The 18,217-nt window shown below is 71.5% G+C and carries 11 protein-coding genes; 6 read left to right on the top strand and 5 right to left on the bottom strand.

Features of this window, described 5'->3' with window-relative positions; genetic code table 11:
* Window positions 1-33: 33 nt before the first annotated feature.
* Together ACFU6I_RS14855 and ACFU6I_RS14850 are read right to left on the bottom strand one after the other, a co-directional pair.
* The gene (locus ACFU6I_RS14855; protein WP_384365705.1) at window positions 34-4,767 is read right to left on the bottom strand and encodes an aminotransferase class I/II-fold pyridoxal phosphate-dependent enzyme; all 4,734 of its coding nucleotides are present in this window, start codon (window positions 4,765-4,767) and stop codon (window positions 34-36) included.
* Window positions 4,768-5,105: 338 nt separating this feature from the next.
* Window positions 5,106-5,846: a TetR/AcrR family transcriptional regulator gene (locus tag ACFU6I_RS14850; protein ID WP_384365702.1), complete on the bottom strand. Its 741-nt coding sequence runs from the start codon at window positions 5,844-5,846 to the stop codon at window positions 5,106-5,108.
* A 301-nt stretch (window positions 5,847-6,147) separates the two neighbouring features.
* Here ACFU6I_RS14850 and ACFU6I_RS14845 point away from each other — a divergent pair, with 301 nt between their 5' ends.
* The 5 genes from ACFU6I_RS14845 to ACFU6I_RS14825 all read left to right on the top strand — a co-directional run bounded on the left by ACFU6I_RS14845 (window position 6,148) and on the right by ACFU6I_RS14825 (window position 13,716).
* A complete protein-coding gene (locus ACFU6I_RS14845; RefSeq protein WP_384365700.1) occupies window positions 6,148-8,412 on the top strand; it encodes an MMPL family transporter in 2,265 nt (754 codons plus the stop codon).
* Window positions 8,409-9,419: a hypothetical protein gene (locus tag ACFU6I_RS14840; protein ID WP_384365697.1), complete on the top strand. Its 1,011-nt coding sequence runs from the start codon at window positions 8,409-8,411 to the stop codon at window positions 9,417-9,419. Before ACFU6I_RS14845 ends, ACFU6I_RS14840 begins: the two co-directional genes overlap by 4 nt.
* A 291-nt stretch (window positions 9,420-9,710) precedes the next feature.
* Window positions 9,711-10,616, top strand: a complete 906-nt coding sequence (locus ACFU6I_RS14835; RefSeq protein ID WP_384365694.1) for an IclR family transcriptional regulator — start codon at window positions 9,711-9,713, stop codon at window positions 10,614-10,616.
* A gap of 126 nt (window positions 10,617-10,742) precedes the next feature.
* Window positions 10,743-12,005 carry a beta-ketoacyl-ACP synthase II gene (gene fabF / locus ACFU6I_RS14830; RefSeq protein WP_384365691.1) on the top strand — a complete coding sequence of 421 codons (1,263 nt, stop codon included), beginning with the start codon at window positions 10,743-10,745 and terminating at the stop codon, window positions 12,003-12,005.
* A gap of 451 nt (window positions 12,006-12,456) precedes the next feature.
* Complete coding sequence (locus tag ACFU6I_RS14825; protein WP_384365688.1) at window positions 12,457-13,716, top strand: integrase; 1,260 nt, start codon at window positions 12,457-12,459, stop codon at window positions 13,714-13,716.
* On the opposite strand, the gene ACFU6I_RS14820 is transcribed toward ACFU6I_RS14825, so the two are convergent.
* The 3 genes from ACFU6I_RS14820 to ACFU6I_RS14810 are packed head-to-tail and all read right to left on the bottom strand — an operon-like array spanning window position 13,628 to window position 16,838.
* Window positions 13,628-14,413: a DeoR/GlpR family DNA-binding transcription regulator gene (locus ACFU6I_RS14820; protein WP_384365685.1), complete on the bottom strand. Its 786-nt coding sequence runs from the start codon at window positions 14,411-14,413 to the stop codon at window positions 13,628-13,630. The two genes, ACFU6I_RS14825 and ACFU6I_RS14820, sit on opposite strands and share 89 nt — an antisense overlap.
* Window positions 14,410-15,462: a 4-hydroxythreonine-4-phosphate dehydrogenase PdxA gene (gene pdxA, locus ACFU6I_RS14815; RefSeq protein WP_384365682.1), complete on the bottom strand. Its 1,053-nt coding sequence runs from the start codon at window positions 15,460-15,462 to the stop codon at window positions 14,410-14,412. The genes ACFU6I_RS14820 and pdxA overlap by 4 nt, the downstream gene beginning before the upstream one ends.
* Complete coding sequence (locus tag ACFU6I_RS14810) at window positions 15,459-16,838, bottom strand: four-carbon acid sugar kinase family protein (protein ID WP_384365679.1); 1,380 nt, start codon at window positions 16,836-16,838, stop codon at window positions 15,459-15,461. Before ACFU6I_RS14810 ends, pdxA begins: the two co-directional genes overlap by 4 nt.
* A gap of 260 nt (window positions 16,839-17,098) precedes the next feature.
* Here ACFU6I_RS14810 and ACFU6I_RS14805 point away from each other — a divergent pair, with 260 nt between their 5' ends.
* Window positions 17,099-18,094, top strand: a complete 996-nt coding sequence (locus tag ACFU6I_RS14805; RefSeq protein ID WP_384365676.1) for an aldo/keto reductase — start codon at window positions 17,099-17,101, stop codon at window positions 18,092-18,094.
* Window positions 18,095-18,217: the final 123 nt, after the last annotated feature.

The raw sequence follows: 18,217 nt of genomic DNA, 5'->3' as shown, positions 1-18,217 counted from the left end.
GCCTCGGTCCGCTCGCTTCGTACGCCGACGGGATCAGGCCAGCTTCGCCAGCTCCTCGGCCATCACCTTCACCGTGTACTCGATCTGCTCCTCGGTGTGCTCGGAGGTGATGAAGAACCGGAGCCGGGCCAGCCGCTCCTCGACCGCCGGGTGCAGGATCGGGTTGGCGCTGATGCCCCGCTGATAGAGCCGGTCGGCGAGCTTGAGCGCCTTCTCCGAGTCGCCCGTGATGCACGGCACGACCGGCGTGCCCTCGCTGGTGCCGACGTCGATCCCGGCCGCCGCGGAGAGCCGCAGGAACAGGGCCGAGCGCTGGTGGAGCCGGTCGAGCCGCTCGGGCTCCTCCTGGATCACCTGTAGTGCGGCCAGAGAGGCGGCGGTGTTCGGCGGGGTGAGGCCCGCACTGTAGATGAAGCCTGGGAGGGTGTAGCGGAAGTGCTCGATCAGCTCGTGCCGGCCGGCCACGTAGCCGCCGCAGCTCGCCAGTGACTTGGACAGGGTGCCCATCCACACGTCGACGTCGTCGGCGTCGACGCCCCAGTGCTGGCCCATGCCGCCGCCCGTCTTGCCCATCACGCCGATGCTGTGGGCCTCGTCCACCATCAGCAGCGCCGCGTGCCGCTGCTTGACGGCGATCAGGGCGGGCAGGTCGGCGATGTCGCCGTCCATGCTGTACACGCCCTCGACCACGATCAGCACCCGGCGGTAGCGGTCACGCACCTGGTGCAGGATGCGGTCCAGGGCGGCGATGTCGTTGTGCGGGAACGGCTGGCGGCTCGCCCCCGAGAGCCGACAGCCCTGGATGATGCTGTCGTGGGCGAGCGCGTCGTGCAGGATCAGGTCCTCGGGGCCCACCAGGTGGCCGATGACAGTGACGTTGGTGGCGTGGCCGCTGACCAGCGTGACGGCGTCCTGGGCGCCGACGAGGCGGGCGAGGCCCCGGTCAAGCTCCTCGTGCAGCGGACGGTTGCCGGACAGAATGCGGGCGGCCGAGACCGAGCTGCCGTACTGCTTGACCGCCTTGGTCACGGCCTTGACGACAGTCGGATGGCCGGACAGGCCCAGGTAGTTGTAGCTGGAGAACGAGATCAGTTCGGTGCCCTCGACCCGGGTGACGTCCCGGATCGTGCCCTCGTGCGGAAGGTAGTAGGGGTTGCGGACGCCGAAGTGCTCGTACATGCGCGAGCGTTCGAGCGTGGCGACGACTTCGGGCAGGACCCTGACATCACCGGTCGCGGTGAGGTTCGACGCGGGGACGGCTTCAGCACGCGGCTCGGGCACGGAGGGTAGGGCGGAGGCCTCGATGGGTGCCGGTGCGGGGGCGGCCGGAGCGGTGCCGAGGAGCTCCTGGACCGTTGTGATCAGCTCGCCGACGGTGCTGATCTTCACCACGTCCGAGGTCCGCACCTCGATGTCCGGCCACTGTCTGCGCAGGCCCGCGGCGAGCTCGGCAAGCATGATCGAGTCGAAGCCGAGGTCGGTGGCGAATACATGTCCCGGCTGCAGGAAGTCCTCGGAGTACGCACTGATCTTGGCTATCGCGGAGACCACGCGGGACGTCACCACGTCCGCGGCCTCTGCGGTCGCGACGGCGGGGGCCGCCGGGGCGTCCACGACGGCCACCGGGCCGGCCGGCGCGTCGGCCGTGGGGACGGCGGGCGACGGCACCGGGACCGGGTACGCACCGGCGGTCACGGTAGCCGACGCACCGTTCGGTACCGGGCCGTCGACCGCGGCGCCGAACGACTGCAGCAGATTCACCTGGGCGTGGAGGAACGAGATAAGGCTGCTCATGCTCGATTCACCGTTCGAGGAGGCGGAGGCGGAGGCGGAGGTGGCGGCGGACGTGTGGGTGACCATGGAGCGGTTCGGCACGGTCGTTGTGGACGCGGACCGGACGACGACCGGGACCTCGGCCACGGAGGCCGCGGAGGCGGCAGGCGCCGGGGCACCGGCACGTCGGGCATCGGCGGTCCGCTTCCGGCCCGATCGCTTGAGGACTGTGAACGACGACGTCTCCAGGGGCGACGCCGGAAGCGACAGCAACAGCGGGGCGTCCGCCGGGAAGAGCGGGGCGGGATCCACCGGCACACCTGCCACGGCGAGCCGGCCCAGCCCCGTCAGGAATACCCGCGCGCCATCCGGCCGGCTCGTGGTGAGCGGTACGAATTCCAGCGCCTCGGCAGCCGGGGTGCGCCGGGCCATCCGCAACAACGAGTCACCGCCGTAGATCTGCACCAGGAAGCGGGCACCGGCGTCCGCCACCGAGGTGACGGCGTCGCTGAAGCGCACGGGGACGCTGTTGTGCCGGCCCCACAGGTCCCGGATCTCCTGCGGCTCGTCGCATCCCCGGCCGCTGACGCTGGAGACGAAGGCACGGGCGGGCGCCACGAGCGGGAGGGCCGCGATGTGGTGGGTCACCGCCTTGTCGGCCGCGGCCACCAGCGGCGAGTGGAAGGCGTGCGACACCTGCAGCCGCACCGCCGCCACGCCGCGCTCCGCGCAGTGCTCGCGCAGCCGCTCCACGGCCGCCTCGCCGCCGCTGAACACCACCTGGTGCTCGTGGTTGTAGCAGGCGGGCCACACCCCGTCCACGTCGGCGGCGAGCTTCTCCGCCTTCTCGTGCGTCGTCTGGACGGCGAGCATCACACCGGTTCCGGCCGGTACGGCGGCGGCGAGCGCCGCGCCCCGCCGGGCCATGAACCGGACCGTCTCATCCGCCCCGATCGCGCCGGCCGCGACCGCCGCCGGGAACTCGCCGACGCTGTGCCCGACGGCGAGGGAGGGGACGACGCCGCAGGCGGCCAGCAGCTCGGCGGTGGCGACCCCGCTGATGCCGAGCGCAGGCTGGCACAGGTCCGTGACCGTGAGGGCCGTCATCGCCCCGTCGTCGTCGGACGCGTGCTCTGCCCACAGCAGGCCGGGCAGGTGCGCGGGGAGCTCCGCCGACTCCTCGGCGATCAGGGCGGTCAGTTCCTCGGCGCGCCGGGCCAGCGCCGGGAAGCGCCGGACCAGGTCCGCGAGCATCCCCGGCCGCTGCGCCCCCTGCCCGGGGAAGGCGAAGGCGACCTTCCGCTCCGCCTCGGGCAGCGGCTTGGCTGCGGCATGGATACCGGGGGCCAGCTCGCCGGTGGCGCCCTCCGCCAGCCGCCGGGCGGCCAGGTCGAGCCGGCCGAGGAGCTCCTGGCGCGTGGCGGCGACGAAGGAGAGGCGGGCGGCGAGCAGTTCGCGGGTGGCCAGGGTGCGGGCCACCGCGGCGGGTTCCGCGGCGGACGCGGCGACGGCGTTCCGGATCTTCCGGGCGTGCCGTGCCAGTTGCGGCACCGAGCCGGCGGACAGGAGGAACAGCCACGGCTCGTCCTCCCGTGCGGGCTGCCCCGGGGCGGGCTCGGGGAGCGGCGCGCCTTCGAGGACGGCGTGGACATTCGTGCCGCCGAAGCCGAACGAGCTCACCCCGGCCCGGCGCACCTCGCCCTGCGGCCACTGCTGCGGCGTGGTGGCCAGGCGCAGCCCCGACTCGTCGAGCCGCAGCTCGGGACTGATGCGGTGTTCGGCGGGCTGCGGCGGTACGACGCCGTGGTGCAGGGCCAGGGCGGCCCGTACGAGACCCGCCGCGCCGGCCGCGGAGAGGGTGTGGCCGATGAGGGCCTTGGACGAGGAGACGTAGCAGGGCCGGGTCCGGCCCGCCTCGTCGCGCAGCAGGCGCATCGCCTCCATCTCGGTGCGGTCGCCGACCGGGGTGCCGGTGCCGTGGGCCTCCAGCAGGTCGATCGCCCCGGGCGCCACCCCGGCGTCCTTGTAGGCGGCGCGCAGCGCGGCGAGCTGCCCCTGGGCCTGCGGCGTCATCGGGCCGCCGCCGCGCCCGTCGTTGGCGGTGCCGACGCCGCTCACGACGGCGTAGACCCGGTCGCCGGCCGCGAGGGCGTCCGCCAGCGGACGGAGCACCAGCACGCCGCCGCCCTCGCCGAGCACGAAGCCGTCCGCCCGCTCGTCGAACGGCCGGCACACGCCGTCCCGGGAGAGCGCGCCGGCGCGGGAGAAGCCGATCAGCGCGTTGGGCGTGAGGTTGACGAAGACACCGCCGACGAGGGCGACCGAGCACCCGCCCGACCGCAGGCTCCGTACCGCCGTGTCCAGCGCCACCAGCGCCGACGAGCAGGCCGCGTCGACGGCGTACGAGGGGCCGCCGAGGTCGAACACCTCACTCACGGCGGCCGGCACCATGTTGCCGATGACGCCGGCGATGGAGAACGGCCCCACGGGCATGACCGCCGACCCGGCGGCCTCCTCCAGGCCAGCCAGGAGTTCGGGGTCGTCCTCGCCGCCGTGGTACGAACCGTCCGCGAGGAGCCGGGCGCTGGTCCGCGCGAAGGTCGCTTCGCGGTAGTCGGTCGAGGACACCCCGGCGAACACGCCGGTCGTCGCGCGGTCGAAGGAGCCTCGTTCCCAGCCGGTGTCCTGCAGGGCCTCCCGGGCGAGGTCGACGAAGAGGCGCTGCTGGGGGTCCATGGCCTTCGCCCGGCGCGGCGGCACGCCGTAGTGGGAGGGGGCGAACTGATCGACGGCGGGGAGGAAGGCCACCTTGTCGGTGTAGGTGCTGTGCGGCTCCCGGAAATCGCCCGGTCTGTGGTATTTGGAATGATCCCAGCGCGATTCGGGCACCCCTGCGAACTGCGGCTCGGCGTTGACGGTCATCTGCCAGAACTCATTGAGGTCCCCGGCGCCGGGAAAGCGGCACGACATGCCGACGATGGCTATACCAGTCACGGCTGATACCCCGATCCGATATCGATGGATTGCATGACGCGGCGTCAGAAGCGGGTGAATGGCGGGTCGTGCGGAATCATTCGGGTAACGGGCAGCCAGAAGCCCATAATGACGGAACGTCAGATCCAGCCAAGCGTCAACTTCGCGCCGCGTCTTCAGTTTTCGACAATCGGGGAGGGTCGGCGATATGCCTTTTCACTCAGTGGAATGAACGCGGCGTAAAGGGAAAACATCAGCCTGTCGTCGCGCGTGTCCCGGGGGTGTCCGTACGGTATTGCCGCCCCGGCGGCCGGGCGGGCCGGGGCGGCCGGGGCCGGGGCTGCGCCGGGCCTGTACGGCTACCGGCCGGCGGCGGATTCGGCGGCCGGTCCGGTGCCGGTGGGGCGCAGGCCGGCCTGGTGTGCCAGGTCGAGCACCGCCCGGTCGAACACGTCGTCACGGGCGTCGATGATCCGGTCGAACCGTCCGAACGCCTCGAAGCTGATCAGCCCGAAGAGCTGCGCCCAGACGGCGACCAGCCGGACCGCGGCCGTCAGCGGGATCGTGCGGCCGGAGTCCTGGAAGAGCCGTCGGGCGTCGGCGCTGACCCCCTCGTCCTGCTGCCCGCTCCCGGGGAACGAGGCGAGCGCACCCGCCGCGTCGGCCGCTTCCACGACGCCGACCAGGGCGAGGGGGACGCGTGAGGCGGGGCCGACGGTGTCCGGCGGAGCGTTGTACCCGGGGACGGGCGAGCCGTAGATCAGGGCGTACTCGTGCGGACGGGCGAGCGCCCAGTCCCGGATCGCCCGGCAGACGGCCATCCAGCTTCGCAGCGGATCCGCCGTCCCGGCGTCCGCGAGCGCGGTCTCGGCCGCGGCGCCGAGAGCGTCGTACGCGCCGACGATGAGGGCCGTGAGGAGATCGTCGCGATTCGGGAAGTAGCGGTAGACCGCCGACGGTGCCAGTCCCAGCTCACGGGCGACCGCCCGCAGCGACAGCTGTGCTGCCCCCTCGGCCGCGAGCTGGCGCCCAGCCTCCTCCTTGATGGCCGCCCCGACCTCGGCACGGGCCCTTTCCCTGGCTCCTCGGATCACGCTCATGGTCTCAAGTTTGCCCCATGGTCACTGATTGGACCACTGCTCCACAATCGGAGCACCGCCCTTGAATCAGTGTTCACTAAACCGTAACGCTGATTCATATCGAGACCAGTGCTCTCGAATGGGAGCATCACTCTGACTCGAGGTCGGCCCATCAACAGGCGTGTCCCGCAGGGGACGAGCCGTGCTCCTCGACGCAACGCCCAGTACCTCCGCACCTCCAGCACCGATGAGGCCCGACAGCGCTCGGCAGAGCCCGGACAGGCATCGGGCGAACCATCAGAGAAAGACGAAAGGACCTCCCATGGCGACCACTTCGGTGCCACCCCAAAGCGGTCGGCAGAGCCGACGCGGCCCGTGGTTCACACTGCTCGCCGGACTGCTGTTCCTGATCATCACCGGCGCGGCCGGCGCCGGGGTGCTCGAGAACCTCAAGTCCGGCGGGTTCGACAACCCCGACTCCGACTCCGTGGCCGCCGCCTCGGCGCTGGAGCACTCCTTCCCGGAGAGCCAGCCCAACCTGTTGGTCCGGATCGAGGACACCAAGGGTGGGGTCGACAGCTCCGAGGCGCACGCCGCCGCCGACAGGGTCGTCAGGACGATCGGCGACGACTCCGGCGCCCGGGTCGTCGCCTCCTACTTCGACACCCCCGACCCGGCGCTGCGCTCCGACGACGCGGGGCTGGTCCTGGTCCGGATCAACGGTGACGAGAACGAGAGTCTCAAGACCACCAAGAAGCTCCACGAGGAGCTGTCCGACCCGGACGGCGCCGTGGCGGTGTCCTTCGGCGGCATCAACGCCGTCAACAACGACATGAACGCGCAGATCGAGAAGGACATCGTCGCCGCGGAGACCATCGCGATCCCGCTGACGCTGCTGCTGCTCATCCTCGTGTTCCGCGGCGTGATCGCGGCGCTGCTCCCGCTGCTGCTCGCGGTGCTCACCGTGGTCGGCTCGTTGGGCATCCTCAACGTCCTCTCCCGGTTCACCGACGTCTCGGTCTTCGGGGTCAACCTCATCACCGCGCTCGGTCTCGGTCTGGCGGTCGACTACAGCCTGCTGATCGTCACCCGCTACCGCGAGGAGCGCGCCGCCGGCCGCAGCAATGCCGACGCGCTGCGCGTCACCCGCGCGACCGCGGGCCGCACCGTGTTCGTCAGCGGTGGCGTCGTCGGCGCCGCCCTCGCCACCCTGCTGGTCTTCGACCAGTACTTCCTGCGCTCCTTCGCCTTCGCCGGCATCTCGGTGGTCCTGCTGTCCGTCGGCGGCGCCCTCCTGCTCCTGCCCCCGGCCCTCATCCTGCTCGGCGACAAGATCGACGCCCTGGGCTGGGCCCGCCGGACCGCCCCGAAGCCCGCCATGAACACCACCTGGGGCCGCATCGCCGGCCTTGCGTTCCGCAAGCCGCTGCTGCTCGCCACGCCCGTCGTGATCCTGCTCATCGCCATCGCCCTGCCCTTCGGCCACTCCCAGTTCGGCGTCCCCGACGAGCGGGTGCTGCCGAAGGACAGCGAGAGCCGGGTCGTGGCCGAGGCGCTGCGCAAGGACTTCGGCACCGGTGACGAGCACGCGCTCAACGTCGTCGCCCAGAACTGGAAGGGCTCCGACGCCGACCTCGCGACGTACGCCACCGCCCTGTCCCGTGCGGACGAGGCGACCAAGGTCGTCAGCGCCGCGGGCGTCTTCGAGAAGGGCGCCAAGGTCAGTTCCCTGCCGGCGGCCCAGGTGGCCCGCTTCGACAACGGCACCGCGACCTGGCTCCAGGTCCAGACGGACGTGGCCCCGTACTCCTCCGAGGGCTCCCAACTCGCCCGCGACGTAAGGGACATCACCCCGCCGGCCGGTAACCGCGTGCTCGTCGGCGGCCAGGCGGCCCAGGTCACCGACATCAACCAGTCCATCGCCGACAAGCTGCCGATCGCCCTCGTCCTGATCGTGGTCTTCAGCCTCCTGTTCCTCTTCCTTCTCACCGGCAGCGTGGTGCAGCCGATCAGGGCGCTGCTGCTCAACCTCCTCAGCCTGGTTTCGATCCTCGGCGTGACGGTCTGGATCTTCCAGGACGGCAACCTCTCCGACGCCCTCGGCTTCACCCCCTCGCCGCTCGCCGTCTCCATGCCGGTCCTGGTCTTCTGCATCGCCTTCGGACTGTCGATGGACTACGAGGTCTTCCTGATCTCCCGGATCAAGGAGCACTACGAGCGCTCCGGCGACCTGGCCACCGCCGTCCGCGACGGCCTCGGGGCGAGCGGGCCGGTGATCACCGCGGCCGCGGCCATCCTCGCGGTCTCCTTCTTCGCGATGCTCACCTCCGGCGTCTCCCTGATCAAGCTGTACGGCGCCGCCACCGGCCTGGCGATCCTCATCGACGCCGTCCTGGTGCGCGGCGCGCTCGTACCGGCGTCGCTGCGGGCCACCGGCCGCATCAGCTGGTGGGCCCCCTCCTGGCTGCGGAGCGTCCACGTCCGCTTCGGTATCCGCGAGTCGGCCGAGGAAACGGTTGCCGCCATCACTGTCCCGGCCACCGGTGCGGCCGAGGACCGGCGTCACAAGGACGGAGTCAGAGCATGACGAGCCCCGAGAACACGACCACGTCCCTGGACCGGCTGAGAGAGGTCGCCGCCGAGTCGGCCCGGGCGGCGAACGCGCACAACACCCAGCCCTGGGAGCTCCGTCCCGGCACTGGCCGAGTCGAGGTGGGCTGGCGCGCCGAGGACGCGCTGGGGCCGAGCGACCCGGCCCACCGCGATCTGCGGCTGTCGCTGGGCACGTACGTGGAGAGCCTGCTCATAGCCGCGGCCGAGCAGAGCATCGCCGTCGACTTCGAGCTCGACCTCGACACCGAGACCCGGCGCGTGGGCCGGCTGCTGCCGGCCGACCGGCCGTACGACACCGGCTTCCGGACGTCCGACATCGCCGGCCGCCGGGTCTGGCGCGGCGCCTGGAAGCCGCAGCAGGTCGACACGAAGGCGATCGAGGCCGCGCAGGAGACTGCCCGCGCGGCAGGCTTCCGGGTGGCCGCGATCAGCACGGCCGCGGCCAGGCCGCTGCTCGTCCGCGCCTACCACTGGTTCTTCGGCGACCCCGGGATCGCCGCCGAACTGATGGCGTGGACGCGGCTGAGTCCCCGTCACCCCAAGTACCGCAGCGACGGCCTGAACGACGTCATGCTGGTACTGAACCGGGTGGAGCGCTTCCTCATGGGACTTCTCTTCTCCCCGGTCGTCTACCGGGCACTGCGCCCGCTGGGGCTGCCGCGCTTCCTCACCCCACTCTCCTCCAGCGCGACCGCCGGTGATGGCGTCGTCCTGGTGATCCTGGACAAGGGCGAGGACACGGCCCAGGAGGTGGCGGCCGGACGCCTGGTCACCCGCCTCTGGCTGGACCTCTTCCGGCAGGGGATCTACGTCCATCCCCAGAGCCATGTCATCGACTGCCCGCACACCGTCGGGGACCTCGCGGCCCTGTGCGGGGCCGAGGACGGCGAACGCCCGCTGGTCTTCTTCAGAGTGGGCATCCCCGCGGTCGACCCCTCGCTGCGCCCCCGGCACCCGCGCCGCGACCTGCCGCAGCAGTGAACCCGGCACGGTCGCGGGAACGGGGCCCGACGCCCCGTCACGCGGCCCGTGCGGCACCCCAGGTGACGGCCGGTCCGTAAGAGCCTGTCGGTTGCTGGCGATCACCCATCCGTCCGGCGACGGCCCTCGTGCCGTCGCCGGACGGACGGGTGACGTGGTTGTTCGGGCACTGGCTCCCTCGGTGTCACCGAAGTGACCTTCACCATTGCTCCACGTCTGTGAGGGTCTTGTTCGTAGCGTCGGGGGATCGCAGCGCATCAAGGTGCACCAGGCGAAAGCGAGTCACTACGGATGGAAATCCGCAACACCACGGAAAATCGATCGGTCGTCGAGCGCGCTTTCAGCGTTCTCGGTGTCTTCAGGGGCAGGGACCACTCGCTGTCGCTGAGCGATATCAGCCGCCTTTCCGACCTTCCCGTGGCGACGGCCCACCGCATGGTGACAAAGCTCGTTTCCCTGGGGGCCCTGGAACGGGTGGAAGGAAGCAGATACACCATCGGACTCCGGCTGTGGGAACTTGCCGCGCACGCGCCGAGGCACCGCGCGCTGCGCACGGCAGCGATGTCGCACATGCTGCGACTTCAGGAGGAGATGAAAGCCATGGTGAACCTCTCGGTGCGTGACGGCGCCGAGGGAATCTGGCTGGAGAGTCTCAGCTCGGGCGGCCCGGTGCGCGTGGCTCCGATAATCGTCGGCGACCGTTTCCCCCTGCACACCACGGCATCGGGAAACGTCCTGCTCGCCTACGCGAGCTCCGAAGCGCAGGAGGACATCCTCGCTCGCGCGCTGACCCGGAACAGGCAAGAGGGGCTGGCCGGTCCCCTGGTTCTGCGCAGGATCGTCGGCCAGGTCAGGCGCTGGGGCTACGCCACGGGCGACTTCCAGACGGAGCGGCGTGCCTTCGCGGTCGCCGCCCCACTGCGGGACCGCGGCGGGGCCGTCGTCGCGTCCCTGTCCCTGGTGACAGATCTCGCCGGTGCCGGCGGACCGCAATGCGTCGGCCCCCTACTGGCGACGGCCGTACGCATATCCAGGGAAATCGCGACCGCCCAGGACCGGGACAACTCCAATCCGCACCGCCTGGCACATGCCCAGGGAGGAAGTCCCATTCCGCTCCACACATTCGAAGCCGTGGAATCAGTTGTCGAAGCAGCCGTGGAAGGAGGAAGAGAAACCGTACTCGTCCGCCATTCCTGACTATGTGGTCGTTCCGGAGAACCAGTACGGACCGGAGAGAACCGGAACAAGTCTCGCGCCCCAGGCCGTGCCCTTCAAGCAGCGCACTCGAGGCCGCGCAATTCCAGACGTGGAGAAAAGATTTCTGTGGAAAAGAACAACCGCACTGTAGTGGTCACCGGCATGGGCGCGACCACGCCGCTCGGTGGCGACACCACCTCGACCTGGGACGCCCTGCTCGCCGGGCGCTCCGGCGTCCGCCGGCTCCCGCACGAATGGGCCGAGGAACTCCCGGTGCGCATCGCCGCCGAGATCGCGGTGGAGCCCACGGAGATCTTCCCGCCCGCCCAGGCGCGCAGGCTCGACCGCGCGGCCCAGTTCGCCCTCATCGCGGCCCGCGAGGCGTGGGAGGACGCCGGATTCAAGGGCCGGGCGGGCGAGGACGAGCCGGTCGACCCCGACCGTCTCGGCGTCGTGGTCGCCACCGCGGTCGGCGGGGTGACGTCCATGCTCCATCAGTACGACATCCTCAAGACGCGGGGAGCCCGCAAGGTCTCCCCGCACACGATCCCGATGATGATGCCCAACACTTCGTCGGGCCACATCAGCCTCGAAGTCGGTGCCCGCGCCGGGGCGCACACCTTCGTGAGCGCCTGCGCCTCCGGCGCCGAGGCCATCGGCTACGCCATCACCATGATCCGCAGCGGCCGCGCCGATGTCGTCATCGCCGGCGGCACCGAGGCGGCAGTGCACCCACTGAACTTCGCCGCCTTCGGCAACATGATGGCGATGTCCAAGAACAACGACGACCCGACCGGCGCCTCACGGCCCTTCGACACCGGGCGCGACGGCTTCGTCCTGGGCGAGGGCGCGGGCCTCGTCGTCCTGGAGTCCGCCGAGCACGCCGCCCGGCGCGGTGCCAGGGTCTACGCCGAGGCCCTCGGCGAGGGCATCTCCTCCGACAGCCACCACATCACCCAGCCGGAGCCGACGGGCCGCGGCATATCCGCCGCACTGCGGTCCCTGACGGACTCCACCGGCCTCGAACCCGGCGAGATCGCGCACATCAACGCGCACGCCACCTCCACCCCGCTCGGCGACGTCGCCGAGATCAGGGCGCTGCGCCAGGTCTTCGGCGACCACACCGACCACTTCGCGATATCGGCCACCAAGTCCATGACCGGCCATCTGGTCGGCGGCGCCGGCGGCGTGGAGACGATCGCCACTGTGCTCGCCCTGCACCACCGGCTCGCCCCGCCGACCATCAACGTCGACGCCCCCGACCCGGCGATCGACGCCGACATCGTCCGCGGCGAGCCCCGCCCCCTGCCCGACGGCCGGATCGCGGCGCTCAACAACTCCTTCGGCTTCGGCGGCCACAACGTCGTGCTGGCGTTCCGCACCGTCTGACCCGTCGGCGGCCACCACCACAACGCACGGGCGGGCGGCGCTCCTTCGAGCACCACCCGCCCGTACCGCGTACCGCTACCCCGCTCAACTCTCCGGCAGCGCCGCGCACTCCGCACACGTACCGAAGACCTCCGATCGAAGCCTCGGCGTTGGAGAGTATGAGCCGTTCCTCGCCCGGTCGGGTGTCGAGGTAGCCGTCAATTGATACAGCGGCGGACAACAGGACATACGGGCGGGACACGAGGCAGCTCCTAGAACGCAGTCGGACAGGGATACGGGCGGGGTTTCAGGCGGGGTGCAGGAGGATCCTGTCGAGGGCCGTGCGGCACCCTTCACGACCGTTGCCTGTGGGTGTCGACAACCCTGTCACCTGTGCTGAGCTGCGGCTTCATGGTCACGATGTGATCACATCGAAAGTGCTCGTGAGCCCTTCGGCGCACGCTTGGGAAGCGTGACGTTCCGTCTGGTCTACCGATTCGGCTGCCTGCTGCTCGGCTGGCTGCGCCTGCTGGCCCGCTCCTCCGCGGCCAAGGACGTCGAGATACTGGTGCTCCGGCACCAGCTGGCCGTGCTCCAGCGCAGCAGCCCCAAGCCAGCCTTCACCCGCAGGGACCACACCGTGCTCGCCGCCCTGCTCAGATTGCTGAGCAAGCGTCACCGTTCGACGCTGAAGCTGCTGGTCACCCCGCGTACCGTGCTGCGCTGGCACGCGAGGCTGGTCGCGAAGAAGTGGACCTACCCGCACCGGGGCCCGGGCCGACCGGCCAAGCCCGAGGCACTGCGTGCTCTGGCGCTGCGCCTGGCGAGGGAGAACGACACCTGGGGGTATCGCCGGATCCACGGCGAACTGCTCAACCTGGGCTGGAAGGTCGCTGCCTCCACCGTCTGGGAGATCTTGACAAGGGCCGGCATCGACCCGGCGCCCCAGCGCGCCGACCGCTCCTGGTCCCGGTTTCTCACCGCGCAGGCCGCGGGGATCCTTGCCGTCGATGTCTTCCACGTGGACACCGTGTTCCTGCGGCGCCTGTTCGTCCTGTTCTTTATCGAGCACGGCACCCGTCGGGTGCACATCGCTGGCGTCACCCGAAACGTCACCACCGCGTGGGTCACGCAGTGCGCCAGAAACCTCCTCATGAGCTGGGACGACACACGCACCGCCGGTATCCGGTACCTGATCCGGGACAACGCCGGCTACTTCACGGACGGCTTCGACGCGGTCTTCACCGCCGTCGGCGCCCGCGTGGCGCCCATCCTGCCGGGCGTGCCCCGGATGAACGCGATCGCCGAGCGCTGGGTCGGCTCGTGTCGCCTCGAGGCCACCGTGTGGGGCTCGAAAAGTCGTCATTACAGATCAAGTGGCGTGTCGGTACTCGTTGATGACGCCGTCGCAGGAGCCGGAAGCCGGCTCCAGTCGATCAGGTTTGCGATCGGCGAGAAGCCCTTATTCGGTTGTGTTCACTTCGAAGAGCCTTGCGTCCTGAGCGGTAGGGAGCGCCCGAGGTTGCGGCCGTGCCGGCGGCCGGCCGCACCGGACTCGAAGCGCGCTTCGTTCGATCGAAGATCACGCCGGCGGCGGACCCTTGCGGTCGGCCGGGCAGGCGTTGGGCGCCGCTGTTGCCCGGTCAGTCAGACGTCGGTGGCGCGAGCAGCACCTCAACGTCGCGGGCGCGCAGCGCGTCGAGCAGGGCCGGGTCCGCCGAGGTGTCGGTGACGAGGGTCCAGCCGGGCTGCCAGGGGGCCCAGGCGTGGAAGGGGGCCGCTCCCAGCTTCGCCGCGTGGGCGAGGATGTACACGCGGTGCGACCGGCGCGCCATCAGTTCCTTGAGCCTGATCTGCTCCGCGTCGGCCTCACAGATCCCGAGTGCGGGCGAGACGCCGTCAGTGCCGAGGAACACCGCGTCGAACGTCATGCGTTCCAGCGCCGCTTCGGCGAGCGGGCCGACGAACGCGTGGCTGAGCGGCCGGTAGTGGCCACCCAGGCAGGTGAGGTGCACGCCTTCGGCCCCGCCGAGTTCGAACACCGCGGACAGGCTGGCGGTCGCGACGGTGACCCCGTCCGCCACCCCGCGCAGGGCCCGGGCCAGTGCGGCCACCGTGGAACCGGCGTCGAACAGGACCGTGGCGCCCGGCGCGATGCGGGTCACCGCGAGCGCCGCGACGGCCCGCTTGGCCTCAGCCGCCTCGGCCGTACGCCGCTGCAGGGATGTCTCGGCGGAAGCTGTCAGCGCCATGGCTCCGCCGTACGTGCGGGCGAGGCGTCCTTCGGCGGTGAGGCGGGCGAGGTCGCGGCGGATCGTGGACGGGCTCACCGCGAAGCGCAAACTGAGCTCGTCCACTGCCGTCGGACCGGCGTCCTGGGCCAGCTCCACGATGCTTTCGCGCCTGGCGCGGGCTTCCGCACTGGTCATCGGTGCCTTTCGGTGGCAAGGGCGACCGCCTGGCGAAGCGCCTCGACCATGCTGCCGCCCCGGGCGGTGCCGGTTCCGGCGATGTCGAAGGCGGTGCCGTGGTCGACGGAAGTGCGGATGAAGGGGAGTCCGACGGTGACGTTGACGCCGTTCTCGATGCCGAGGACCTTGACCGGGGCATGGCCCTGGTCGTGGTACATCGCCACGATCAGATCGTAGTCCCCCCGGGCCGCCAGGAAGAACGCCGTGTCCGCGGGAAGCGGACCTCGGGCGTCGATGCCGTCGGCACGCAGCGCCGCGAGGGCGGGAGCGATCTTCGCCTCCTCCTCGCCGTTGCCGAAGAGGCCGTTCTCGCCCGCGTGCGGGTTGATGCCGCAGACGCCGATGACGGGCTCGGCGGTCCCCGCCCGCACCAGGGTCTGGTGACCGCGGCGCACGGTGCGCTCGACCAGGGGCGGATCGATGCGGTTCACCGCGTCGATGAGGCCGAGGTGGGTGGTGACGTGGATGACGTTCAGGTCGGGGGTGGTCAGCATCATCGACACCTCGTCCACGCCTGTCAGTCGCGCGAGCAGGTCGGTGTGTCCGGCGTACTCGTGACCGGCGAGCCGCAGGGCCTCCTTGTTGAGGGGAGCCGTGCAGATGGCGTCGACGTCGCCGCGCATCGCCAGCCGCGCGGCCTCCTCGACGTAGCGGTAGGCGGCCTCGCCCGCCTCCTGGGCGAGCCGCCCCCACGGCAGGCCGGCGGGGAGCAGGTCCAGGTCGACGACGTTGACGCGGCCGGGAGTCCAGTCGGCGTCCCCGGGTCCGGTCACCGTGACCACGGTGTCGCCGCTGCCGACGAGGGTGGCGGCCTCCCGAAGCCTGCGGGCGTCACCGATGACCAGGGGCCGGCAGCCGTGGACGATGTCGGGGTGGCCGAGCGCCGCCATGACGACCTCGGCGCCGACACCCGCACCGTCCCCCATAGTGACCGCGACCAAGGGGCGGTGATCGTCGGCAGGCGTGGCCGTCCGGGGTCGGTCGGGGCTGTGCAAGGGGGCGTTCATCGCGGTCCTCCATCTGATGGGGTGTTCGTGCCTGCGGGCGTTCGGGGCGTTGTTCCGGCGCGGGCCGGGCGGTTGCGGTCCGGCAGCAGTGCCTCGACCATGCGCACCAGGGAGTCCGGGCCGCCGTGGCTTCCTGGACGGATGACGACGCCGCGTCCTTGCGGGGTGCGGCAGAGCACCGCGCCGTGGTGTACCTGCCCGACAGGCAGCAGCGAGGTGACCGCGAGCGCGTCCAGGAGGGTCCGGGCGGTCTCGCCGCCGGTGAGGACGAGATCGGCGTTTGGCGGCAGCCGTCCGGCGACGGCACGGCACAGGCCGTGCACGAGGCGGGGCGCCGCCGAGGGATCGACCGTGCCGGTGAGGGCGATGCTGAACACCGTGACCGGGGCGGGCAGTCGGACGGGCCCGGGATCCGTGTACGGGGCACGGGCGCGGACGTGGCCGACGGCGGTGGCGGGGCCGCGGTGCTCGGTGTCCGGTGCGCCCGGCCGGCCGCTCCGGGGGTCGGCGAGCAGGGAAGCGGCAGGAAGGGCGAAGTGCTGGGCACCACGCGCGGACAGCTGCGCGATCTGCGCAGCCGCGCCGCGGTGTGCGGTGCCGACGACGACCGCGACCTGACGGAGGGTCTCCGGTGCCGGCCGGCCGGGGCCGGTGCGCTGCACCCCGGTAGCGGACCGCCGTCCCAGGGCGGCGACGATACCGCCGGCGCCTATGGTCCGTACGGTCCGCGGCAGCCTGAGCAGGGCTCCTGCGAGGGCGTCCAGGTCGGCGTCCGTCTCCGCGTCGCACACCAGGGCCGTGCCGGCAGCGAGACCGGAGCGCAGCCGGTGTTCCAGGCTCTGTGCTCCGGCCCGTACGTCGTCCAGGCGTACGGCGACGGTGCGGGCAGCGCCGAGCGCCTCGGCCACCGACCGGGGCGGCGGTCCGGGTTCCGCGTGCCAGGCGTCGGTGCGGTGCAGGGGGACTCCGTGCAGCCGTACGACCCCGTCGCGGACGGTCCGGCCGGCGGCGGGGAGCGCGGGTATCACCAGGAGACCTTCCGCCCCTTCCCCGAACGCCCGGGCCTCCGGGGCGAAATGGCCCCGCAGCAGCGAGTCGGCCTTCTTCACCAGCCGTCCGCAGGCAGGTTCGTGGCGGTGCACCGCGTGTGCCACGAGCAGCGCCGCCCCGGCGGCGCTGCTCCGCCGCGAGTCGAGGTCGATGACCCGGGTCCGCCCGGGCGGACCCGAGGCGGCCGGGTCGAGATCGATCACGCGGCAGCAGGGCAGCAGGGCCGCGCACTCCGCCGCACCGGACAGGTCGTCCGCGAGCACCACGAGCGACGAACCCACTTCGTCGTCGAACCCTTCGAACGGCACGGACGGCACGGGCGGCACGAGCGGCCTCCTTCTCTCCTCCGTCGCCCGCGGCTTCCTCGCCTGCGGGCGTGGCCGAACGACCGCCGGGGCCACGCACGAAGCAGCCTGCCGCAGCCCCACGGCGGTCCGGGCCTTCGCGGCCAGCATGACAGTTCTGCGCACTTCGCGCGAGACCCCTTGCGTGAAGTGCGCACGACTGCCACCGTCGACTGCACGCCCCGCAGCCCGGAGTGCCGGGCGGGCTCGGCACCATCGCCGCCTTCGTGGAAGGAATCCCCATGGTCACCGCCCGCGACGTCCATCTCCCGGGCGTAGCCGTCCCGTTGTCCCCCCTGGTGCTCGGCACGATGACGTTCGGCGACACCGTCGACCGGGTGGGCGCCGCCGACCTGCTCGACATGGCACTCGACGCGGGCATCACGGGGGTGGACACGGCGAACGTCTACGCCGACGGTGAGACGGAGCGCATTCTCGCCGGGCTGCTGCCGTCACGACGCGACCGGATGGTGCTGGCCACCAAGGCCGGCATCCCGCACCCGGACCAGGCCGGCCACGCCCCGCTGTCGCGTGCGGGACTGCGGGCCGCGCTGGAAGGCAGCCTGAAGCGGCTCGGCACGGAGTACGTCGACCTCTTCTATCTGCACCAGCCCGACCACGCAACACCGGCGGCCGATACGATGGAGGCGGTGGCGGAGCTGGCGTCCGAGGGCCGCATACGCGCACTGGGTGTCTCCAACTTCCCCTCCTGGCGGGTGGCCGAACTCATGCGGCTCGCCGACGAGATGAACGCGCCGCGACCCGTGGTAGCCCAGCAACTGCACAATCTGCTGGCCCGCCGCATCGAGGAGGAGTTCATCGAGTACGCCGCGCACCCGACGGCACGCGGGATACGCCTGATGGCCTTCAACGCCCTGGCAGGCGGCTTGCTGACGGGGCGTTACTCCGGGCGGGAGAAGCCCGGCGCGGGCCGGTTCACCACCTCCCGTCTCGCCGATGCTTACCACGACCGCTACTGGAACGACGAGCTGCTCGCGGCCGTGGCCCGGCTGACGGACGTGGCCGAGCAGGCCGGGATCCCGCTCGCCGCCCTGGCGCTGCGCTGGCTGCTGCACCGGGACTCCACCCACGCGGTCCTGATCGGCTCGTCCAACACCGCTCAGCTGCGCAGCAACCTGGAGGCGGCCGCGGCGGGCCCGTTGCCCGAGGACGTACTCGACGCCTGCGAACAGGCAAGCAACGGCCTGCGCGGCCCCATGCCGCCCTACCACCGCTGAGGGCTGTCCCGTCACGACGCCCCGCAGACACTCCCGCCGCACCCGGCACCGCCCCTCGACGGAGCAGGCGTCGCCTGCCGCGCCACTGCTGGAACCCCGGCCGCACTCCTCCACAACCGCTGG

It is taken from the genome of Streptomyces sp. NPDC057486 (assembly GCF_042802415.1).
GTDB classification, from domain to species: Bacteria; Actinomycetota; Actinomycetes; order Streptomycetales; family Streptomycetaceae; genus Streptomyces; species Streptomyces yanii.
The sequence above is the reverse complement of the archived record's forward strand: the minus strand, read 5'-3'. Positions and strand labels throughout refer to the sequence as shown.